General features: G+C 63.2%; 17 protein-coding genes. 7 read left to right on the plus strand and 10 right to left on the minus strand.

Annotation, left to right across the window (positions count from 1 at the left end; translation table 11 throughout):
- Window positions 1–219 precede the first annotated feature (219 nt).
- Window positions 220–702 (plus strand): CinA family protein, encoded by a 483-nt coding sequence (locus tag C8C92_RS25860; RefSeq protein WP_116745667.1) that lies wholly within the window; start codon window positions 220–222, stop codon window positions 700–702.
- Here the strand turns inward: C8C92_RS25860 and C8C92_RS25865 are convergent.
- Window positions 692–2,464 carry a GGDEF domain-containing protein gene (locus tag C8C92_RS25865; protein ID WP_243420360.1) on the minus strand — a complete coding sequence of 591 codons (1,773 nt, stop codon included), beginning with the start codon at window positions 2,462–2,464 and terminating at the stop codon, window positions 692–694. The genes C8C92_RS25860 and C8C92_RS25865 overlap by 11 nt on opposite strands.
- A gap of 213 nt (window positions 2,465–2,677) precedes the next feature.
- Between C8C92_RS25865 and C8C92_RS25870 the strand changes: the two genes are divergently transcribed.
- The 3 genes from C8C92_RS25870 (at window position 2,678) to C8C92_RS25880 (ending at window position 6,663) form a co-directional block, all read left to right on the plus strand.
- Window positions 2,678–3,406: a hypothetical protein gene (locus tag C8C92_RS25870; protein ID WP_071075359.1), complete on the plus strand. Its 729-nt coding sequence runs from the start codon at window positions 2,678–2,680 to the stop codon at window positions 3,404–3,406.
- Window positions 3,407–3,769: a hypothetical protein gene (locus C8C92_RS25875; protein WP_180287855.1), complete on the plus strand. Its 363-nt coding sequence runs from the start codon at window positions 3,407–3,409 to the stop codon at window positions 3,767–3,769.
- A gap of 80 nt (window positions 3,770–3,849) precedes the next feature.
- Window positions 3,850–6,663, plus strand: coding sequence for a pitrilysin family protein (locus C8C92_RS25880; protein ID WP_116745668.1), 2,814 nt, complete (start codon window positions 3,850–3,852; stop codon window positions 6,661–6,663).
- Window positions 6,664–6,709: 46 nt separating this feature from the next.
- On the opposite strand, the gene C8C92_RS25885 is transcribed toward C8C92_RS25880, so the two are convergent.
- The 4 genes from C8C92_RS25885 to C8C92_RS25900 form a co-directional block, all read right to left on the minus strand.
- Entirely contained in the window at window positions 6,710–7,111 is a 402-nt protein-coding gene (locus C8C92_RS25885; RefSeq protein WP_099762011.1) for a DUF2809 domain-containing protein, read from the minus strand.
- Between the two features lie 144 nt (window positions 7,112–7,255).
- Complete coding sequence (cysK, locus tag C8C92_RS25890) at window positions 7,256–8,188, minus strand: cysteine synthase A (RefSeq protein ID WP_099762010.1); 933 nt, start codon at window positions 8,186–8,188, stop codon at window positions 7,256–7,258.
- Between the two features lie 84 nt (window positions 8,189–8,272).
- The gene (locus C8C92_RS25895; RefSeq protein ID WP_096237983.1) at window positions 8,273–8,737 is read right to left on the minus strand and encodes an FKBP-type peptidyl-prolyl cis-trans isomerase; all 465 of its coding nucleotides are present in this window, start codon (window positions 8,735–8,737) and stop codon (window positions 8,273–8,275) included.
- 138 nt (window positions 8,738–8,875) lie between these two features.
- Entirely contained in the window at window positions 8,876–9,718 is an 843-nt protein-coding gene (locus tag C8C92_RS25900; RefSeq protein ID WP_243420361.1) for a tRNA threonylcarbamoyladenosine dehydratase, read from the minus strand.
- Between the two features lie 112 nt (window positions 9,719–9,830).
- On the opposite strand from C8C92_RS25900, the gene pdxH reads away from it, so the two are divergent.
- Together pdxH and C8C92_RS25910 are read left to right on the plus strand one after the other, a co-directional pair.
- Window positions 9,831–11,039, plus strand: coding sequence for a pyridoxamine 5'-phosphate oxidase (gene pdxH, locus C8C92_RS25905; protein WP_116745670.1), 1,209 nt, complete (start codon window positions 9,831–9,833; stop codon window positions 11,037–11,039).
- A 127-nt stretch (window positions 11,040–11,166) separates the two neighbouring features.
- Window positions 11,167–12,402 (plus strand): cyclopropane-fatty-acyl-phospholipid synthase family protein, encoded by a 1,236-nt coding sequence (locus C8C92_RS25910; protein WP_099764396.1) that lies wholly within the window; start codon window positions 11,167–11,169, stop codon window positions 12,400–12,402.
- A 27-nt stretch (window positions 12,403–12,429) separates the two neighbouring features.
- Here the strand turns inward: C8C92_RS25910 and msrA are convergent, their stop codons facing one another.
- Window positions 12,430–12,963 carry a peptide-methionine (S)-S-oxide reductase MsrA gene (msrA, locus tag C8C92_RS25915; RefSeq protein ID WP_243420362.1) on the minus strand — a complete coding sequence of 178 codons (534 nt, stop codon included), beginning with the start codon at window positions 12,961–12,963 and terminating at the stop codon, window positions 12,430–12,432.
- A gap of 177 nt (window positions 12,964–13,140) precedes the next feature.
- On the opposite strand from msrA, the gene C8C92_RS25920 reads away from it, so the two are divergent.
- The gene (locus tag C8C92_RS25920) at window positions 13,141–13,647 is read left to right on the plus strand and encodes a flavin reductase family protein (protein ID WP_096237985.1); all 507 of its coding nucleotides are present in this window, start codon (window positions 13,141–13,143) and stop codon (window positions 13,645–13,647) included.
- A gap of 38 nt (window positions 13,648–13,685) precedes the next feature.
- On the opposite strand, the gene C8C92_RS25925 is transcribed toward C8C92_RS25920, so the two are convergent.
- The 4 genes from C8C92_RS25925 to C8C92_RS25940 form a co-directional block, all read right to left on the minus strand.
- Window positions 13,686–14,372, minus strand: coding sequence for an OmpW family outer membrane protein (locus C8C92_RS25925; protein ID WP_180287854.1), 687 nt, complete (start codon window positions 14,370–14,372; stop codon window positions 13,686–13,688).
- A gap of 99 nt (window positions 14,373–14,471) precedes the next feature.
- A complete protein-coding gene (locus C8C92_RS25930; RefSeq protein WP_116745671.1) occupies window positions 14,472–15,866 on the minus strand; it encodes an SGNH/GDSL hydrolase family protein in 1,395 nt (464 codons plus the stop codon).
- A gap of 239 nt (window positions 15,867–16,105) precedes the next feature.
- A complete protein-coding gene (locus C8C92_RS25935) occupies window positions 16,106–17,128 on the minus strand; it encodes an L-threonylcarbamoyladenylate synthase (protein WP_116745672.1) in 1,023 nt (340 codons plus the stop codon).
- Window positions 17,125–18,321, minus strand: a complete 1,197-nt coding sequence (locus tag C8C92_RS25940) for a 5-(carboxyamino)imidazole ribonucleotide synthase (RefSeq protein WP_116745673.1) — start codon at window positions 18,319–18,321, stop codon at window positions 17,125–17,127. Before C8C92_RS25940 ends, C8C92_RS25935 begins: the two co-directional genes overlap by 4 nt.
- Window positions 18,322–18,333 lie beyond the last annotated feature (12 nt).

Consider the following 18,333-nt stretch of genomic DNA (forward strand, 5'->3'; position numbering starts at 1 on the left):
ACCGAGTAAAGAGAATGCATACGAAGGCGCGGCACCATGCCGCTTGCCGGTTCGGGCGATGCACACCAGGGTGGCGCAGCGACACAGCGCCTGCCGGCCCAAAGTGGTAGCAAATGTATAAAAGAGTGTACGCATTTTCGCTGGTACCGGGGAAAGTTTCTTTTACCGTTGAGCATGCTACAGTCTCGCCACCCTTACCAACGCATGCAGGAGTCCTCCATGAGCAACGCACTCGCCCCCCTCTCCACCGCCGTCGGCCTGGCCTTGCAGGCGAAGGGCCTGCTGCTGGCCACGGCCGAATCGTGCACGGGCGGCGGCGTGGCCCAGGCCGTCACCGACATCAGCGGGTCGAGCGCCTGGTTCGAACGGGGCTTCGTCACCTATTCCAACGGGGCCAAAAGCAGCATGCTGGGCGTGCCCGCCGAGCTGATCGCCGCACACGGCGCCGTCAGCGAGGAAGTGGCCGCCGCCATGGCGCAGGGAACGCTGGCGCACAGCGAGGCCCAGGTGGCCGTCTCGACCACGGGCATCGCCGGCCCCACGGGCGGCGTGCCCGGCAAGCCCGTCGGCACCGTCTGCTTCGGCTGGGCCATAGACGGTCGCGTGCAGACAGAGCGCCGGGTATTCGCCGGCGACCGGCAAGCCGTGCGCGAGCAGGCCGTCCTCCATGCGCTGCAGGGGCTCTTGCGCTTTATCCAGTAGCGTCGGCGATGCAGGCGCGGTCGCGGCCCGCCTGCTTGGCCGCATACAGGGCGCTGTCGGCGCGCAGCAGCAAGTCGTGGCGGCCGGCGCCGTGGCGCGGATACTCGGCGATGCCAGCCGAAAAGGTGCAGCCCGTCAAGCTGTGTGGCGCCTGCCGGATCAGCAACTGGCGGTAGCGCGCGGCGATATCGTCGATCTTGTGCGCGGCGATGACGCTGTCGGCTTCGCGCAACAGCAGGCAGAATTCCTCGCCGCCATAGCGGCACACCATGTCGCTGCCGCGCAGCTGGCTCTCCACCAGGCGCGCGAACTGGATCAGCACTGCATCGCCAAAGTTGTGGCCATACGTATCGTTGACGCGCTTGAAAAAATCCAGGTCGATGATGGCGATGGCCACCGGCGCATCCGCATCGGCCTCGTGCAAAATGGCATTGAGGCAAGTTTCAAAATGGCGGCGGTTGTACAAGCCCGTCAAGTGGTCGCGCATGGCCTGTTCCTTCAGGCTGTCCTGCAGCGCATTGACGTGCAGGATCTGGTGCGCCAGTTCGCGGTTCAGGTGCTCGAGCTTGACGTTTTCCGTCTCGCGCGCCGCCTGCAGCTCCAGCGCCTTGTCGCGCTCGGCTTTCAGGCTGTGCATTTCCTTTTCCAGGTTGCGCATCAGGCTGCGCGAGGCGCGCGCCGACTTGCTGCTGGCCTCGTAGGCGGCCTGGTATTGCTGCAGGAAACCATAGGCGATTTGCCATTCGCCCAGCTGGGCATTGATCTCGGCCAAGCCCCGCAAAATCTGCTGCTGGTGAAACGGGTTGCGCGTCCAGCTCAGCAGGCTGTGCGCCTGCGTCAGCGAGGCCAGCGCCTGCGCCGTCTGGCCCGCGTGCAGGTCCAGCTTGCCGCGCACCAGCCACGCATGCATCTGCTCTTCCAGGTCCTGGCCGCGGCGCGCATATTCTTCGGCGCGCAGCAGCAGTTGCAGCGCGCTGGCAGGCTGCTGCAGCAAGATGGCGGCGTGCGCGGCAACGCAGAATAAAAAGGCGCGCACGGCCAGGTCTTCTTCCGGCCACTCGTAAAACGGCTCCACCAGCGCCAGCGCCTCGGCCGGCTTGCCCGTCGCCAATAAACACATGGCCAGGTTGGCCGAGACGATGGTTTGCTGGTATTTGAGCTTTTGCGTGCCGATGATCCCGAGCGCCTCGACCAGCAGGGGAATCGCATCTTCATCGTTGCCCAGGTCATGCTGCGACGACGCCAGGTTCGACAGGCTGTTGACCCGGTGCGCGGGGCTGCCGAAGCGTTCGGCAATGTCGAGCGCCAGCAAAAAATTGCGCGGGCCGTCCTGCGTATCGCCACGGTTCAGGGCATCGACGCCCAGGCGCGCATACAGCATGAACTTGTGCAGCGAGTCAGGTATCTGCGCGGCCTGGCTGCGCGCTTGCAGGAAATGCTGCTCGGCATCGGCAAAGTCGCCGCGCCGGCTCGCATACGCGCCCTGCAGGGCGGCCACTTCCATGCCCCCTTCCAGGTCGCCGCTGTGCTGGAAATACGCGCGCAGGCGCTCGCACGACGGTTCAGCCTCGCCCGCGTAATACGCCAGCCAGCAATGATTCAGTTCCGCATACGCGCCGCCGCGCGCATACTGTTGTCGTTGCGCCGCCGCCAGCGCCATCTGCGCCAGCCGGCGCGCCTGGCGGCGGTTGCCGACCAGGCAAGACAGGGCTTGCTGATTCAAACGGTCAATGTCGGCTTTATCGAGACTGGAGATCGGCACTGCGTCCTCGTTCACACTCTGGGGGTGGATTTTTCACACAAAACTTGCTCTATATCAATGGTATCCTGATTAACATCATAACCAGATTCGCTGTTCCGCATGGCATATTCGCAAACGATTGTGGTAAAAATGCCAGTCGTGGCCTGGCCTGGCGCCCGCGCCGCTGTCACGAATCTTTGATTGTCACTGACGCAACAACTTGGAGTAGTCGCAATGCAAAACACGGTACATTTCATCCTGCAGGGCAAGGGCGGCATCGGCAAGACCCTGGTATCGACCCTGCTGGCCCAATGGATAGGCGGCAAGGACGACACGCCCTTGCGCTGCTATGACACCGATCAGGAAAACGCCACGTTCTCGCGCTACAAGGCGATGCAGGTCAAGCACGTGCCCGTGATGACGGATGCGCGCAACATCGACCCGAAACGCTTTGACGCGCTGATGATCGACATCCTCGACACAGACGGCAACTGCGTGATCGACAATGGCGCGAATACCTTTTCGCCGCTGATGGGCTATCTGCTGGAAAACGATTGTTTCTCGCTGCTGGAAGAATCGGGCCGCAAGGTGTACATCCACACCATCGTCGGCGGCGGCGACACCTTGCACGATACGGCCACGGGTTTTGTCGCCACGGCGCAAGCGACGAAAGTGCCGCTGGTGCTGTGGCAAAACGAACACTTCGGCCTGCTGCAATCGGCGTCCGGCAAGCAGTTTATCGAATCGCAGTCGTATGCCGACAACCGCGCGCGCGTCAAGGGCAGCATCACCTTGAGCCAGCGCAATCCCGACACCTTCGGCGCGGATGTCAAGAAAATGAATACGGCACGCCTGACGATGCAGGAAGTGATGCAGAACGACAAGTTCAACATCATGGAAAAACAGCGCATCAAGGTCGTCTACCGCGACATCTTCGAACAGCTCGACAAGGTGCAGTGGTAGATGGACCAGCACAAACTGCGCAGCCATGTGTTCGACAAGACGGGCATCAAGATCGACGTCGATGACCCGATATTCGCCCTGGTGGCGCTGAACGAAGCGGTGCTGGCGGAAACCGTCGAGCGCCAGCTGGCTCTGCTGGACGCCGCCACGCAGGCGCTGGCGGCGCAAGCGCGCGCGGCGGGCGGCTTGCCTGAGCTGCCGCCCGCGTCCTTGGCCAGCCTGGCCAGCCCTGCCGATAATGCGGCGGCGCCAGCCGCCGGCTTTACGCCGCGCGAATGGCGTTTGCTGGGCGCGGCCGCCATCGTCTCCGTCGCCTGCGCGCTGCTGGTGCTGGGCGGCGCGGCCCTGCTGTATAAACTGTAGCACCGAGCGTAGCACTGTCGCGCTGCGCCAGCCACGAGCGAAGCGCAGCGTCTTCCCCCCACCCTAGCCTGGAAGCATGCATGAAACCGATCAAATTGCTGGCCATACCCGCCCTGTTGCTGTCGCTGTACGGCGCCCCCCTGAGCCTCGCCCATGCCGCCGCTGCGGCCGTCGCGACGGCAGCCACGAGCGTGCCAAATGTTGCGTACGAAAAATACACGCTGCCGAATGGCCTCGACGTGATCCTCGTGGAAGACCATAAATTGCCCGTCACGGCCGTCAACGTCTGGTATCACGTGGGGCCGGCCAATGAAGCGCCGGGCCTGACGGGCTTTGCGCACTTGTTCGAACACATGATGTTTGCCGCCACCAAGCACGTGCCGCGCGGCATGGCCGACCAGTTGCTGGAAGGCGCGGGCGCCACCGATTCGAACGGCAGCACGGATTTCGACCGCACCAATTATTTCGACACGGTGCCGTCGAACCAGCTGGAACTGGCCTTGTGGGCCCATTCCGACCGCATGGGCTATCTGCTGGACGTACTCGACCAGACGGCGCTGACGAACCAGCAAGACGTGGTGCGCAACGAACGCCGCCAGAGCGTGGAAAACGCACCGTATGGCATCGTGCAGGAAGCCCTGTACCACCAGCTGTTCCCGAAGACCCACCCGTATTACGCCAGCGTCATCGGTTCGCATGCGGACATCCAGAACGCGAAGCTGGCCGATATCAAGGAATTCTTTACCAAATACTATGGTCCCAACAACGCCAGCCTGGTGATCGCCGGCGACATCGACAAGGCGAAAACCAAGCAACTGGTCAACAAATACTTCGGCAGCTTCAAGAGCGGCCCCGCCGTGCCGAAACCCGATGTCGTGACGCCACCCATCACGCAGGAACGCCGCATCGTGGTGCAGGACCGGGTCGAGTTGCCGCGCGTCTTCATGGCCTGGCTGACGCCGTCCGCCTACGCCAAGGATGATGCGGAACTGTCGATGGCCGCGCACATCCTGGCCGGCGGCAAGTCCAGCCGCCTGTATAAATCGCTGGTGTACGACAAGCAGATCGCGCAGGACGTGGGCGCGAACCAGAGCTCGAACGCCCTCACCTCGGTGTTCAGCGTGGACGTGACGGCCCGCCCTGGCCACCAGCCCGAGGAAATCGAGCAAGCCATGCAGGCGGAGCTGGAGCAATTGCGCGCCAAGGGACCCAGCGAGAAAGAACTCGAGCGGGCCCGCAACAGCATCGAGACGAGCATGCTGAGCCAGGTGGAAAAAGTGGGCGGCAACGCCAACCTGATGAACCAGTACAACCAGTACCTGGGCGACCCCGGCTACCTGGCTAAGGATATCGAACGCTACCGCCAGGTGACGGCGGCCGGCGTGCAGCGCGCCGTCGACACTTACCTGAAAAACCAGGCGCGCGTGGTCGTGTATGGCGTGCCGGGCACGCCGGACCTGGGTCCGGAAGTGGCGACGCCGGCACCGGGCAAGGTCAAGGCGGCGCCGGGCACGGCCATCAATGCGGACGAGCCGTGGCGTAACAAGGTGCCGGCCGCCGGTCCCGCGCCGAAGATTGTGCTGCCGCAAGCGACGTCCTTCACGCTGAGCAATGGCTTGACCGTGATCCACAATTTCAACCCGGCCGTGCCGCTGATTTCCAGCCAACTGGTGGTAAAAAGCGGTTCGGGCGCGAATCCGCTGGCGCAGCCGGGCTTGTCTGGCTTTACGGCGCAACTGCTGCAGGAAGGCACGGCCACGCGCAGCGCGCCGCAGATCGCCGACGACGTGGCGCAACTGGGTGCCTTCCTGGGCACGGGTTCCGGTGCGGATGCCTCGTTCGCCCAGCTGACGTCGCTGAAAACCACCTTCCCGCAAGCGCTCGACGTGCTGGCCGACGTGGTGCAGCACCCGCAATTCCCCTCGGCCGAGGTGGAACGCCAGCGCGCCAGCCGCATCGGCGAACTGGCGCAGCAGCGCGAAAACGCGGGGGCCGTGGCGGCCCGCGTGGAAGCGGCCGCCCTGTATGGCCCGCAACATCCGTACGGCACTATCCAGCTGGGCACGGAAGCGGCCCTGAAAGCCACCAGCCGCGCCGACCTGCAGGCGTTCTGGCAGCAGCATTACGTGCCCAACAATGCGGCCCTGATCGTTTCGGGCGATATCGGCGCCGCGGAATTGAAGAGCCTGGCCGAAGCCAAGTTCGGCAGCTGGAAGGCGGGCGCCGTGGCGCCTTCCGTGACGGCGGCGCCGGCCACGACGAAAGCCAGGCTGATCCTGGTCGACAAGCCGGGCGCGCCGCAGACGGCCGTGCGCCTGTCGACCATCGCCGTGGCCCGCACGACGCCCGATTATGCGCCGCTGCAAGTAATGAATGCGGCGCTGGGCGGCTTGTTTACGAGTCGGCTGAGCAATAATCTGCGCGAAGAAAAGGGCTACACGTATGGCGTGCGCTCGCAATTCCAGTACCGCAGCCAGCCAGGCCCATTCTCGATAGCCGCCGGCGTGCGCACCGATGTGACGGGTCCGGCCGTGTCGGAAACCTTCAAGGAAATCCGCGCCATGATCGCCAAGCCGTTAACGGCCAAGGAATTGTCGAATGCGCGCAATTCGCAGGTGCTGTCGCTGCCGGGCCAGTTCGAGACGAATGCCAGCATCAGCGCCAGCATGGCCAACGTGTATATCTACGGCCTGGGCCTCGACTACTACGCGACCTTGCCGCAGCGCTTTGCGGGCGTGACGGACAAGCAGGTGCAACAGGTGGCAAAGAAATACCTGCAGCCGGAAAAGCTGATCGTCATCGGCGTGGGCGACAAGGCGAAGATCGCCCCGCAATTGTCGAAGCTGAAGCTGGCGCCCGTGGAATTGCGCGATGCGGAGGGTAACGTCAAATGATACTTATGGGGCTAGTCCTGTCAGGCCTGGCCCCACATATCAAAGCTTAGCGGCGCTTGAACAGCGCCGCTTTATCCACCAGCGCCGCGATCGCCACACCGGCCGTGTAGGCGATCAAGTCGGCCCAGCCGAAGGTGGAGCCGAGCACCAGGTGCCCCAGCGGATGCGCACGCAACTCGACGAGCCAGGGCGCCTGGACCAGCTGGCCGAATTCCACGGCAAAGCAGATCAGCAAAGACCACAATGCCAGCTGCCACGTGCGCATGCGCGTGGCGATGATGCCCAGCGCAAAGACGATCATCATGGCCCACAGGGCGTCGCCCGGATACTTGCCGAGCGCGGCGGGAAGATATTGGGGATAAGCGCGCGAGGCCAGGCCCAGCGCGATGACAGCCACGGTTGCGCCCACCTGCAGCAGGCGGCGGCGTTCAGGTTTTACCAGGAACATATTTCCATTCAAAGACACAATTCGGGCCGAACCATTGCGGCCCGTCCGATATTGTACTGCGCCTGCCCTGCCTGCCTGGCGCCTATTTCGCTATGACAAGTTCAAGCGGGGCCACCTGCGCAGCCCCGGCGGACGGATAGGTTCTCAGTCGCCCAAGCCCGCATACAGCGCCGTGCTCAGGTAGCGTTCGCCAAACGACGGGATGATGGTGACGATGGTCTTGCCTGCATTTTCCGGGCGGCGCGCCACTTGCAGGGCGGCCCACAGGGCGGCGCCCGACGAGATGCCGACCAATAAACCTTCGTCGCTGGCGGCCAGGCGCGCCGTGGCGAAGGCGTCGTCGTTCTTCACGCAGATGATTTCATCGTAGATGGCCGTGTTCAAAATCTGCGGTACGAAACCGGCGCCGATGCCCTGGATCGGGTGCGGGCCCTTGGTGCCTTTCGACAGCATCGGCGACGCTTCCGGTTCCACGGCAATCACTTGCAGACCGGGCTTGCGTTCCTTCAACACTTCGCCGATGCCGGTAATCGTGCCGCCCGTGCCCACGCCGGCGATGACGATGTCGACTTGTCCATCCGTATCGCGCCAGATTTCCTCGGCCGTCGTGGCGCGGTGGATGGCGGGATTGGCAGGATTGTTAAATTGCTGCAGCATCAGGTAGTGCGGCGCGGCCGCCACCATTTCCTCGGCCTTGCGGATGGCCCCCAGCATGCCTTCGCTGCCCGGCGTGAGCACCAGCTCGGCGCCGTAAGCGCGCAGCAGGATGCGCCGTTCGCGGCTCATGGTGTCGGGCATGACGAGGGTGCAACGGTAGCCGCGCGCGGCGCAGACCATGGCCAGCGCGATGCCCGTGTTGCCACTGGTAGGCTCGACGATGACGGTATCGGCATGGATCTTGCCAGCGGCTTCGGCCGCGACGATCATGGACAGGCCGATGCGGTCCTTGACGCTGTGCGCGGGATTGTAGAATTCGAGTTTGGCCAGGATGGTAGCCACACTGCCGGCGGCGATGCGGTTGATGCGCACCAAGGGAGTGTTGCCGATCAGTTCAGTGACGTCGTTGGCGATGTTCATGGGAGTCTCCACAGCAATTACAGAAGAATCCAGTCTACCGCTTTTTCACGGCAGCGCACGTGGTGCGCTGCCGAAACTGAACAATTACTTCACGTCCAGCAATTCCACGTCGAAGATCAGTGCCGAGTTCGGCGGAATGTCGCCATTGCCGGCGCCGCGCGGGCCGTAGGCCAGTTCGCCTGGAATGATCAGGGTACGCTTGCCGCCCACTTTCATGCCGGCCACGCCCTGGTCCCAGCCCTTGATGACCATGCCCTTGCCGAGCGGGAAGTCAAACGGGCCACGGCCCACGGAGCTGTCGAACTTCTTGCCGCGCGAATCTTTCGCCAGGGGACGGTACAGCCAGCCCGTGTAGTGCACGGTGACGTTGTTGCCGGCGGACGCTTCCTTGCCGGTGCCGACCTTGTTGTCGATCACGATCAGTTTATCGGCGACAGGGCCGGGGCTCAGCGAGACGGCGGAGGCGGGAACAGGCGCTGGCGCCTGTGCCTGCGCCAGCGACGCGGCGACGGAGCAGATCAGGGCAAACAAAACGGAGCTACGCGTCATGATGGTTTCTTTCAGTGAGTTTCGGTAAGATCCCTGCAGTCCAGATAGCGCAGGGACAACAATAATAGCAAACCGCTGCCCGAAGTTGAAAACCCTGTCACAAGACTTACACTTTCCACGCCCGCTGCCGGAATGGACTTAGAGGTCCGGCAAGGCCGAGGCACCAGGCTGGCGCAAGCTTTTCAGCGCATGGGCGGCCGCCACCATGCCGAAGCTGGCCGTCACCACCACGCTGGAACCGAAACCGGCACAGTTCAGGCCCGTGACGCCGGCCGGCGCGCTGCCATCGATGGCGCATGCTTCGGCGCTCTCGGGCGTGCTCAGCGGTTCCATGGAAAACACGGCGTCGACATTGAATTTGTTTTTCACGCCACGGGGGAAACCATATTCGGTACGCAACAGTTTGCGTACACGCTTGAGCAGCGGTTCCTGTTCCGTTTTCGACAAATCGCGCACGGCGATCAGGGTCGGGTCCGTCTGCCCGCCCGCGCTGCCGATGGTCAGCATGGGAATGTTGCGCGCGCGGCAATACGCGATCACGGCCGCCTTGGCCTTGGCATTGTCGATGGCGTCGACCAGATAGTCGAAATCGCGCCCGCCCAGCAACTGTTCCAGGTTATCGGGGGCAATAAAATCCTCGATCTGCGTGACCTGGCACAAGGGGTTGATCAGCTCGATACGTTCGGCCAGGGCCGTGATCTTGGCCTTGCCGATGGTGTCGCTCATGGCCTGGATCTGGCGATTGATGTTCGATTCGGCAACATTATCGAGGTCGATCAGGGTCAGGCGGCCGATGGCGCTGCGCGCCAGCGCTTCGACGATCCAGGAACCGACGCCGCCCACGCCGATCACACACACATGGGCGGCGCGGAAGCGTTGCAACGCGGGGGCGCCGTACAGGCGGGCAATGCCGCCGAAACGCCGTTCAAAATCGATCTCGGTCAAGTCCATGGAAATTAGTTCATTGGTGGAGGTATGCATGGCGCCATTTTAACGGACACTGCGCTGGCAGATATTCTAAAATAGCCGAATTGACACAGCGACAAGCCGCATTGTCGCCGCGCCCCCACACCGCCCACCACGAGAACTCGCCATGACCTCTCCCCTGTTCGACTCCGTTCCCGGCTTTGACCAGCCCATCGCCGTGCTCAAGCATTGCCACGACAAGATCCGCAAGCAGCTGACGACCCTGCAAAATCTGCTGGGCCACCTGGGACAGAACGGCAACACGCCGGAAGCGCAGCAGGCGGCCAAGGCGGTGTTGCAGTATTTCAATAAAGCCGCCCATCTGCACCATGATGATGAAGAGCAAGACCTGATGCCCATGCTGCAGGTGACGGCCACGGGCGAGGACGCAGCCCTGCTGGCCACCCTGGTGCCGGACATCCTGGCCGACCACCAGCGCATGGACCAGGCCTGGCTGACCCTGCGCCCGGAACTGGATGCCATTGCCGCCGGTACGGACTCGCAGCTGTCGCACGATGGCGTGCGCGACTATGTCGCCGCCTACCAGGCCCACATGGCCAAGGAAGAGGGTCAGCTGGCGCCGATGGCCAAGCGCCTGTTCAGCGCGCAGCAGATGGAGCAGCTGGGCACGGCCATGCAGCGCCGCCGCGGCATCGCGCCCGATGCGCCGGAAGCGCCTGCAGTGCCGGACGCGGCCGCCGCGCTGGCAGCCATGCGCACCGATTACGTGCAATCGAGCCTGAGCGAGACGGATGTGCTGGCAGATCCCATCGCCATGTTCCAGAAATGGTTTGCCGAAGCCGTCAAGGCCCAGGTGATGGAGCCGAACGCGATGGACTTGTCCACCGTCACTCCTGATGGCAAGCCCAGCTCGCGCATCGTGCTGATCAAGCAGTTCGACGAGCGGGGCTTTACCTGGTACACGAATTACCACAGCGACAAGGGCCAGCAGCTCGAGCACAATCCCAACGCCGCCCTGCTGTTCTTCTGGCGCGAGCTGGAGCGGCAAGTGCGCATCGAAGGCACGGTGGTAAAAACCACGGCGGCCGAGAGCGACGAGTATTTCAATATGCGCCCCCTGCAAAGCCGCTTGTCGGCGATTGCCTCGCAGCAAAGCGCGCCCATCGAAAGCCGGGCCATGCTGGAAAGCCATTACGAGGCCGTGGCCGCCGCCCTCGGCGACGCCCAGCCGCCGCGCCCGGCCCACTGGGGCGGCTACCGTCTGCAGCCGGAGCGCATCGAATTCTGGCAGGGACGCCGTTCGCGCTTCCACGACCGCATCGTGTTTACGCGCGGTGCTGACGGGCAATGGAGCATGCAACGCTTGCAACCCTGAGCAAGCTGGTCAAGGCGGCGCAAAGCAAGCTGGTCAATATAGGTGTAGGCTATGAGGGTAGAAGTTACTAAATGACATTGTTTCTCAATTTGCGGCCCCAGCTGGGGTCGCTGCATTGGAGGCCATTTTGTTTGTACAAAACCAACTCAAGTCCTGGATCGCCGGCATCCGCAGCAAGACCGCCCTGCCGCTGCGCATCGAATTGTGGAACGGCCAGCATGTCGACCTGTCCAGCGAAGCGCCCAGAGTCACAATCCGCCTGCCGACTGTCGCCTCGGCCCGCTATCTGCTGAACCCCTCGCTGGCCAATCTGGGCTCGGCCTACGTGGAAGGCAATATCGAGGTCAAGGGCACGGCGATGGACATGATTGCCATCTGCAATGCCCTGGCCCGCAATACCTTGAAGCCGGAAGGCAAGCTGGCCCGCATCGTGCGCAGCTTTACGCACGACAAGCGCAAAGATGCGGAAGCCATCCGCTACCACTACGATGTGTCGAACGCGTTTTATGAACAGTTTCTCGACCCCGCTCTCGTGTATTCCTGTGCCTATTTCGAACATGGTGATGAAACGCTGGCGCAGGCGCAAGTCAAGAAGATCGACCATATCCTGAAGAAAATCCAGTTGCAGCCGGGCCAGACCCTGCTCGACATCGGCTGCGGCTGGGGCGCGCTCGTCATCCGTGCCGCGCAGCAATATGGCGCCCGCTGCGTGGGCGTGACCCTGTCGGAAAACCAGTATGCGCTGGCGCGCCAGCGCGTGGCGGCGGCCGGACTCTCACACCTGATCGAGATCCGCCTGCAAGACTACCGTGACGTCACGGGCCAGTTCGACCGCATCACCAGCGTGGGCATGTTCGAGCATGTGGGGTTGAAGCACTTGCCCGACTACTTTTCCATTATCCACAAGCTACTGGCGCCGGACGGCATGGCGATGAACCACGGCATCACCTCGACCGACCCGGAGAATGGCGAAACGCCATATGGCGGCGGCGAATTCATCGAAAAATATGTGTTTCCGCACGGCGAACTGGCGCACATCGGCAATGTACTGAAAACCATGCAGCAAGGGGGACTGGAAGTGCTCGACGTGGAAAACCTGCGGCGCCACTATGCGCGCACCTGCGCCCTGTGGACGGAGAATTTCGAAGCCCATGCCGAGCAAATTCGTCCGCTCGCGGGCGAGCGGCGCTTCCGCATCTGGCACGTCTACCTGGCCGGCTGCGCCTATGCCTTCGAGCAAGATTTGATCAGCCTGTACCAGATCGTCTGCGTGAAGGCAGGCCGGCGCTCCGCCACCCTGCCCTGGTCGCGCAACTACATGTATGCGCACGATGCCAGACCCGCGCCGGCCCTCACGCCCTGACAGGCGCGCGCGGCGCCGGGGACTGCCTCACTTCAGACGCCCCGCATACATGGCACGGAATTTCTCCACCTTGGGCGCGACGACCAGCGCGCAATAGCCCTGCAAGGGATGCCGCGCGACATAATTCTGGTGGTAGTCCTCGGCCGGGTAAAACACTTGCGCCGGCGCCAGTTGCGTGACGATGGGCGCATCCCACACGCCGGCCATCTCGGCCAGCACCTTGCGCGCCACGCTTTCCTGTTCGGCCGACTGGTAATAGATGACGGAGCGAAATTGCGTGCCGACATCGTTGCCCTGCCGGTTCGGTGTGGTGGGGTCGTGCAGCGTGAAAAAGATTTCCAGCAAGTCGTGGTAAGCGATGACGGCGGGATCGAATTCCAGGCGCACCACTTCCGCGTGGCCCGTATCGCCCGTGCACACCTGTTCATACGTGGGGTCGGGCACGCTGCCGCCCGTGTAGCCGGGCTCGACGCGCGTCACGCCGCGCACTTCCGCGTACACGGCAGCGTGGCACCAGAAACAGCCGCCGCCGAATACCGCCACTTCCATCTGTTGATGCATGATGTCCTCCCGCAACGCCTGTTCGACGTATCATTTCATTACTGTAGCGCAAAGCGCCATGGCCTGCAGTGCCGCTTGAAACGGCGCGTGGTGCACCGCACATAAGAGGCATGCCAGCCACGATTGCGCTGGCGCGGCCGATTTTTGGCATAATGTCAGCAAATAGACAGGTCAACCATGAACACACGCTCCCCCCGCGCGCCAGCGCAAGAATTTGATACGACACATTTCCGTCAGGCATTGTCGCAGTTTGCCACCGGCGTGACGGTCATCACCACGCGCCTGGCCGACGGCAGTTTCCGCGGTTTGACGGCCAGTTCCTTCAATTCCGTCTCGCTGTCGCCGCCCCTGGTGCTGTGGAGCCTCGGTTCCGTGGCGAACAGCATGCCCATCTTCAGCGGCAACTCGCATTACGTCATCAATGTGCTGGGCGCCGAGCAGGCGGAACTGGCGCAGCGCTTCGCGCGCCGCACGCCGAATCCCTTCGACGACGTCGAATACGAATTGTCGCGCACGGGCCAGCCCATCCTGAAAGGCGCGTCGGCGTGGTTCGAATGCCATAACCGCAGCCGCTATCCGGAAGGCGACCACGTCATTTTCGTGGGCGAAGTGGAACAATGCGCATTTGCCGCGCAGCCGCCCTTGATCTTCCACAATGGAAAGTTCAATACACCGCCAGCCTGAGCGGGCCAAAAAAAATCCGCCGAGGCGGATTTTTTGTTTTACAGCGTAAAGTTGTACCCGATGCTGATACTCACGGCAACCGGATCGAGCTTGATGTCCTGCGTCTGCCCCGTCGAGAATTTCGCCTTGGTTTTCAGGTAGGTCTTGACCACGGCCACGTCAGCAAACCAGCGCTCGTTGATGGCCAGGGTGCTGCCGACCACCAGGCTGCCCGTCAGCTTGTTGTCCATGCGGTAGGTGACTGGTTTTCCACCCGGATCGAGCAAGGCCGTCATCTGACCCGAGCCTTTTTCTTTCTGGAAATAGGCATACGTCAAGCCAGCGCCCACGTAAGGGCGGATCATCGCATTGGGCTGGAAGAAACGATACTGGACGAAGGCCGTTGGCGGCAAGGCTTCGGCCGTCCCCAGTTTGCCCGTGCCCTTGATCGAGCCGTCGCCCATCAGGTCGTGCTTGTACGGCACGCCCAGGATCATTTCAGCAGAAATATTGTCCGTGATCATGTAGGCAAAGGTCAGGATGGGCTTGGTATCGGCCTTGACGTCGGCTTTCGTGCCCGGCAGTGCCGGTGCGGAAATGTCGCCACTGTCCACGTGCGGCGTGATCTTGTTGAGGCCAACCTTGGCCATCCAGGTGCCGGCGCTTTGCGCCGAGGCGCCCGTCGCCACGGTCATCGCGGCAACTGCGGCCAGTACGCGCACGGCGGTATTCAAATGATTCTTCATCTTGTCTCCTGATTCAGTATATGCGGAGTGTTCCGCTATCGAGTCTTGTCGCTGCCGGTACCGGCCGCGCCTCCCAGGCACAGCCGGTACGGCCATCCCTTACAGCCAGCCCCGCACGACCATATCCTTGGCCACGTAGCGGGCCAGCAACAGGTTATTGAAAGGCGTAGGGTGCACATCGTCGGCATACGAGTAGTGGCTGACGTCGCCCGCTTTCAGGTTCGTGCCATTGCACACCAGCGAGCTGCTCAGGATATTGCCTGGTGCGCTCAGGTCGCATGCCGTCTCGCTGACATTGGTCAAGCCATACGGGCCAGGGTTGGCGCCCTGGTCATGGCTGACGGCAAACACGTCGACCAGCAAGACTTTCGCATTGCCGTTCAAGCCGCCGCTCAGTTCGCCATTGAAGGCGCCGACCATGGCATTGATGAGCGCCTTGGTGTTGGCATCCTTGCTCAGGCCCGATGGCGTACCAGCCACGTCCGGCAGGTTGTTGACGATGACATAGTTGGCACCCTTGGCAATGATCTGGTCCTTGACCAGCGCTACCAGTTCGGTACCAGCTTGTTTCATCGAGGCAACCAGCAACGGACCCTGGGCCGCAGCGTAATCGGCACCGGCCTTGGCGCCGGCAGCATTGCCCGTCACCGTCGCATCGGCTTGTGCCTTGGCCACCAGCGGGCCATACACGGCAGGGCTACCCACTGCGGAATTACCCGGCTGAGTGGCAGCGACGGGGATAGCGGCCTGCACGATCGATGTCGATGTGGCGCCTGGCGCCGCACTGGCGGTCGCTACCGCCGCGCCGATGGCTTGCGCCGCCGTGACGGGATTGGTCGAGCTGGCCACCAAGACGGTGATCAGGTTGGTGGCAAAGGCCTTCGCGCCAGCGGTGGCGCCAGCCGCCTTGCCAGCAGCCGCCGCCCCCGCCTGCAATACGCCCAGCTGATACAGCACGTCATTACCGCCCGCCATCACGAACACGGCTTCCGTGCCGCTGAACTTGCCGCCGGACACGGCCAGGTGGTTCGCGATCTGCGTCACCACGGGCACGGTCAGGGCGCCCAGCTCGCTGCCGGTCAACTTGTTGTTCGGGCCGACAGGATTGGTCACGCGCGAGCCGCCCATGGCGTAGCCGTAGCAACCAGCATGCTTGACGCGCGGCACGGCCAAGCCCTTCAAGGCATTGCCTTCCAGGCCAGTCTCGGCGGCGCATGGCGCGGCCAGGCTGAATTGCGCGGCCAGGTGCTCGGTCCAGTTCTTGCCCGTCAGTTCAGGATTGATCTTGGTATTGTCGCCATTGATGGTGAACTTGCCGCCACCTTTCGCCGCCACCGTGCCGACGGCATACGAACCGACATCGGACAGGCTGTCGCCGAACGACACCTGCGCCGTGTATTTGACTTTCAAGGTTTGATCACCGCCACTGGCGCCGCCGCAACCTGCCAGGACAGCCGCAGCCAGCACGGCCAGCGCGAATTTTGTTTGATGCATTTTGTCTCCTCGGTCTTTTTTCTGGTTTCTAAACGAACGGGCGTGCTATTCGCTACCCAACTAATATGCCATCGTTCCTCGGGCTTGTATAGAAAATATGTTTTAAAAATCAACGAAATAACAACACCACCGGCGCCCTGTCACGAGCGGGCGATCGCATGAATTATGGAGGATATAAGATGTTTCGGGGCAAGCATCGCTATTGCGCTGCATCAAGAAAAAGCCCCTTGCGGGGCTTTTTATGATGCGGATAGAAACTGCTGCAAGATACCACTTGAGCCGAAGGCGGCGCGCCGCAAACGGTCATTCACGCCCAACCACGCGGGGCCGGTGGGCGGTGCTTCGACGAGTATCAGCTCGGCGCCGACCTGGTCCATCGTGCGCAGCGAGGCATACAGCGCGTGTGCATAGTTTTCCGGGTTGGCCGCCAGGCGCACGCTGGCGCTGGCCGGTGGCAAGTCCGAGTAATGGATCAGGGCCACGCGGCGCCCGTCGTTGAGCAGGCGGTTCAAGGTGGCGCACACGTCGTCGCTGTGCTGCATCGCAACAGGCGTGTGCGGTGCGTAGTGCGATTCCAGCGTGCCCGAGGCGCGCGGCGCGGCCGCGTCCGCCACGGCCGGTGCGCGGCCAATCACGGCGGCGATCTGTTCGCTGCTGATATGGCCGGGACGCAACAGCACGGGACCGTGCGTGGCCAGGCGCGACAGGTCGACGATGGTCGACTCGATACCGACCTCGCTCTGGCCGCCATCGAGGACCTGGCCCAGCAAGCCGCTGTCCAGTTCCGCCGCGAATTCATCGCGCACATGCTGCGCCGTGGTGGGGCTGACGTTGCCAAATTTGTTCGCCGACGGCGCCGCCAGGCCGCCCTTGCCACCCTTGAAGGTGCGCAGCAATGCGATAGCCACCGGATGCGACGGGCAGCGCAGGCCCACCGTGTCCTGGCCGCCGGAAACGGCGTCGGGAATATGCGCGGCGCGCTTGACGATCAGGGTCAGCGGGCCGGGCCAGAAGGCGGCCACCAATTGCTGCGCCTCGGCGGGAATATCATCGGACCAGTGTCCCAGGTCGGCACCGGGTGCCACGTGCACGATCACGGGGTGGTCCGAGGGACGGCCCTTGGCTTCGTAGATGCGCGCCACGGCGGCCGGGTTTTCCGCATCGGCGCCCAGGCCATACACGGTTTCCGTCGGGAAAGCGACGAGGCCGCCCGCTTCCAGCACGGCGGCGGCGGCCGCCAGGTCTTGTGCGGGCAGGCTCACGGCGCGATTCCCAGGATCAGGCAAGCGTCGCGCAGGCGCTGCTGCGCCTCTGGCAAGGTGGCCGCGATGAAGGTCAGGTGGCCCATCTTGCGGCCACGGCGCGGATCGTCCTTGCCATACAGATGCAGGCAGGCGCCCGGCAGCGCCAGCACCTGGTCCCAGGCCGGTTCGCAGGCGGCATCGCTGCCGTCAGCAAACCAGGCGTCGCCGAGGATGTTGAGCATCACGGCCGGCGAATGCTGGCGCACGTCGCCCAGCGGCAAGCGCGCCATGGCCCGCACCTGCTGCGCGAACTGGCTGGTGACGCAGGCATCCATCGTGTAGTGGCCGCTGTTGTGCGGACGCGGCGCCATTTCATTGACTACCAGGCTGCCATCGTCAAGAACGAAAAATTCGATGCACAGCACGCCGACATAACCAAGCTCGGCAACCATCGCTTGCGCCGCGCGCTGCGCCCTGGCGGCGCAGTCGTCGGACACGTTCGGGCCCGGCACGGTGGTGGTAAAGAGCACGCCGTCGCGGTGCACGTTTTCGGCGATCGGATACACGACCGATTCGCCGTCCACGCCGCGCGCCGTCAGCACCGACACTTCATACGCCAGCGGCAGCATCTTTTCCAACAGGCAAGTTACTTCGCCCATTTCGGCAAAGGCAGCACGCACGTCTTCGCGCGTGCGCACACGGAACTGGCCCTTGCCGTCATAGCCCATGCGCACGGTTTTCAAAATGCCAGGCAGCAAGTCGTCGGCGATGGCATCAATATCCAGCTGCGTGGCGATGACCGTATGCGGCGCCGGCAGCACGCCGGATGTCGAGGCGCAAGCGACGAAGAAACGTTTTTCCGCGATGCGGTCTTGCGCCACCGACACGCCGTGGGCGTTGGGGGCAACAAACACGCGTTCGGCCAGGCGCGACAGGCTGTCGGCCGGCACGTTTTCAAATTCCGTGGTGACGGCCAGGCATTGCGCCGCCAGGGCGTCGAGCCCGGCTGCATCGTTGTAGCCGGCATTGACCAGGCGCTGCGCCACCTGCCCCGCAGGGCAGGCGTCCGACGGTTCCAGTACAGCCACCTGATAGCCCATGCTCTGGGCGGCCTGGGCAAACATGCGGCCGAGCTGGCCGCCGCCCATCACGCCCAGCCACGCCGGTGGGTTGGCGGCGGGCAGCAAGGGGGAAGTCGATTTACTATTCATTATTTTTCAAAC

The organism is Janthinobacterium sp. 78 (assembly GCF_003096775.1).
Taxonomy (GTDB): domain Bacteria; phylum Pseudomonadota; class Gammaproteobacteria; order Burkholderiales; family Burkholderiaceae_D; genus Janthinobacterium; species Janthinobacterium tructae.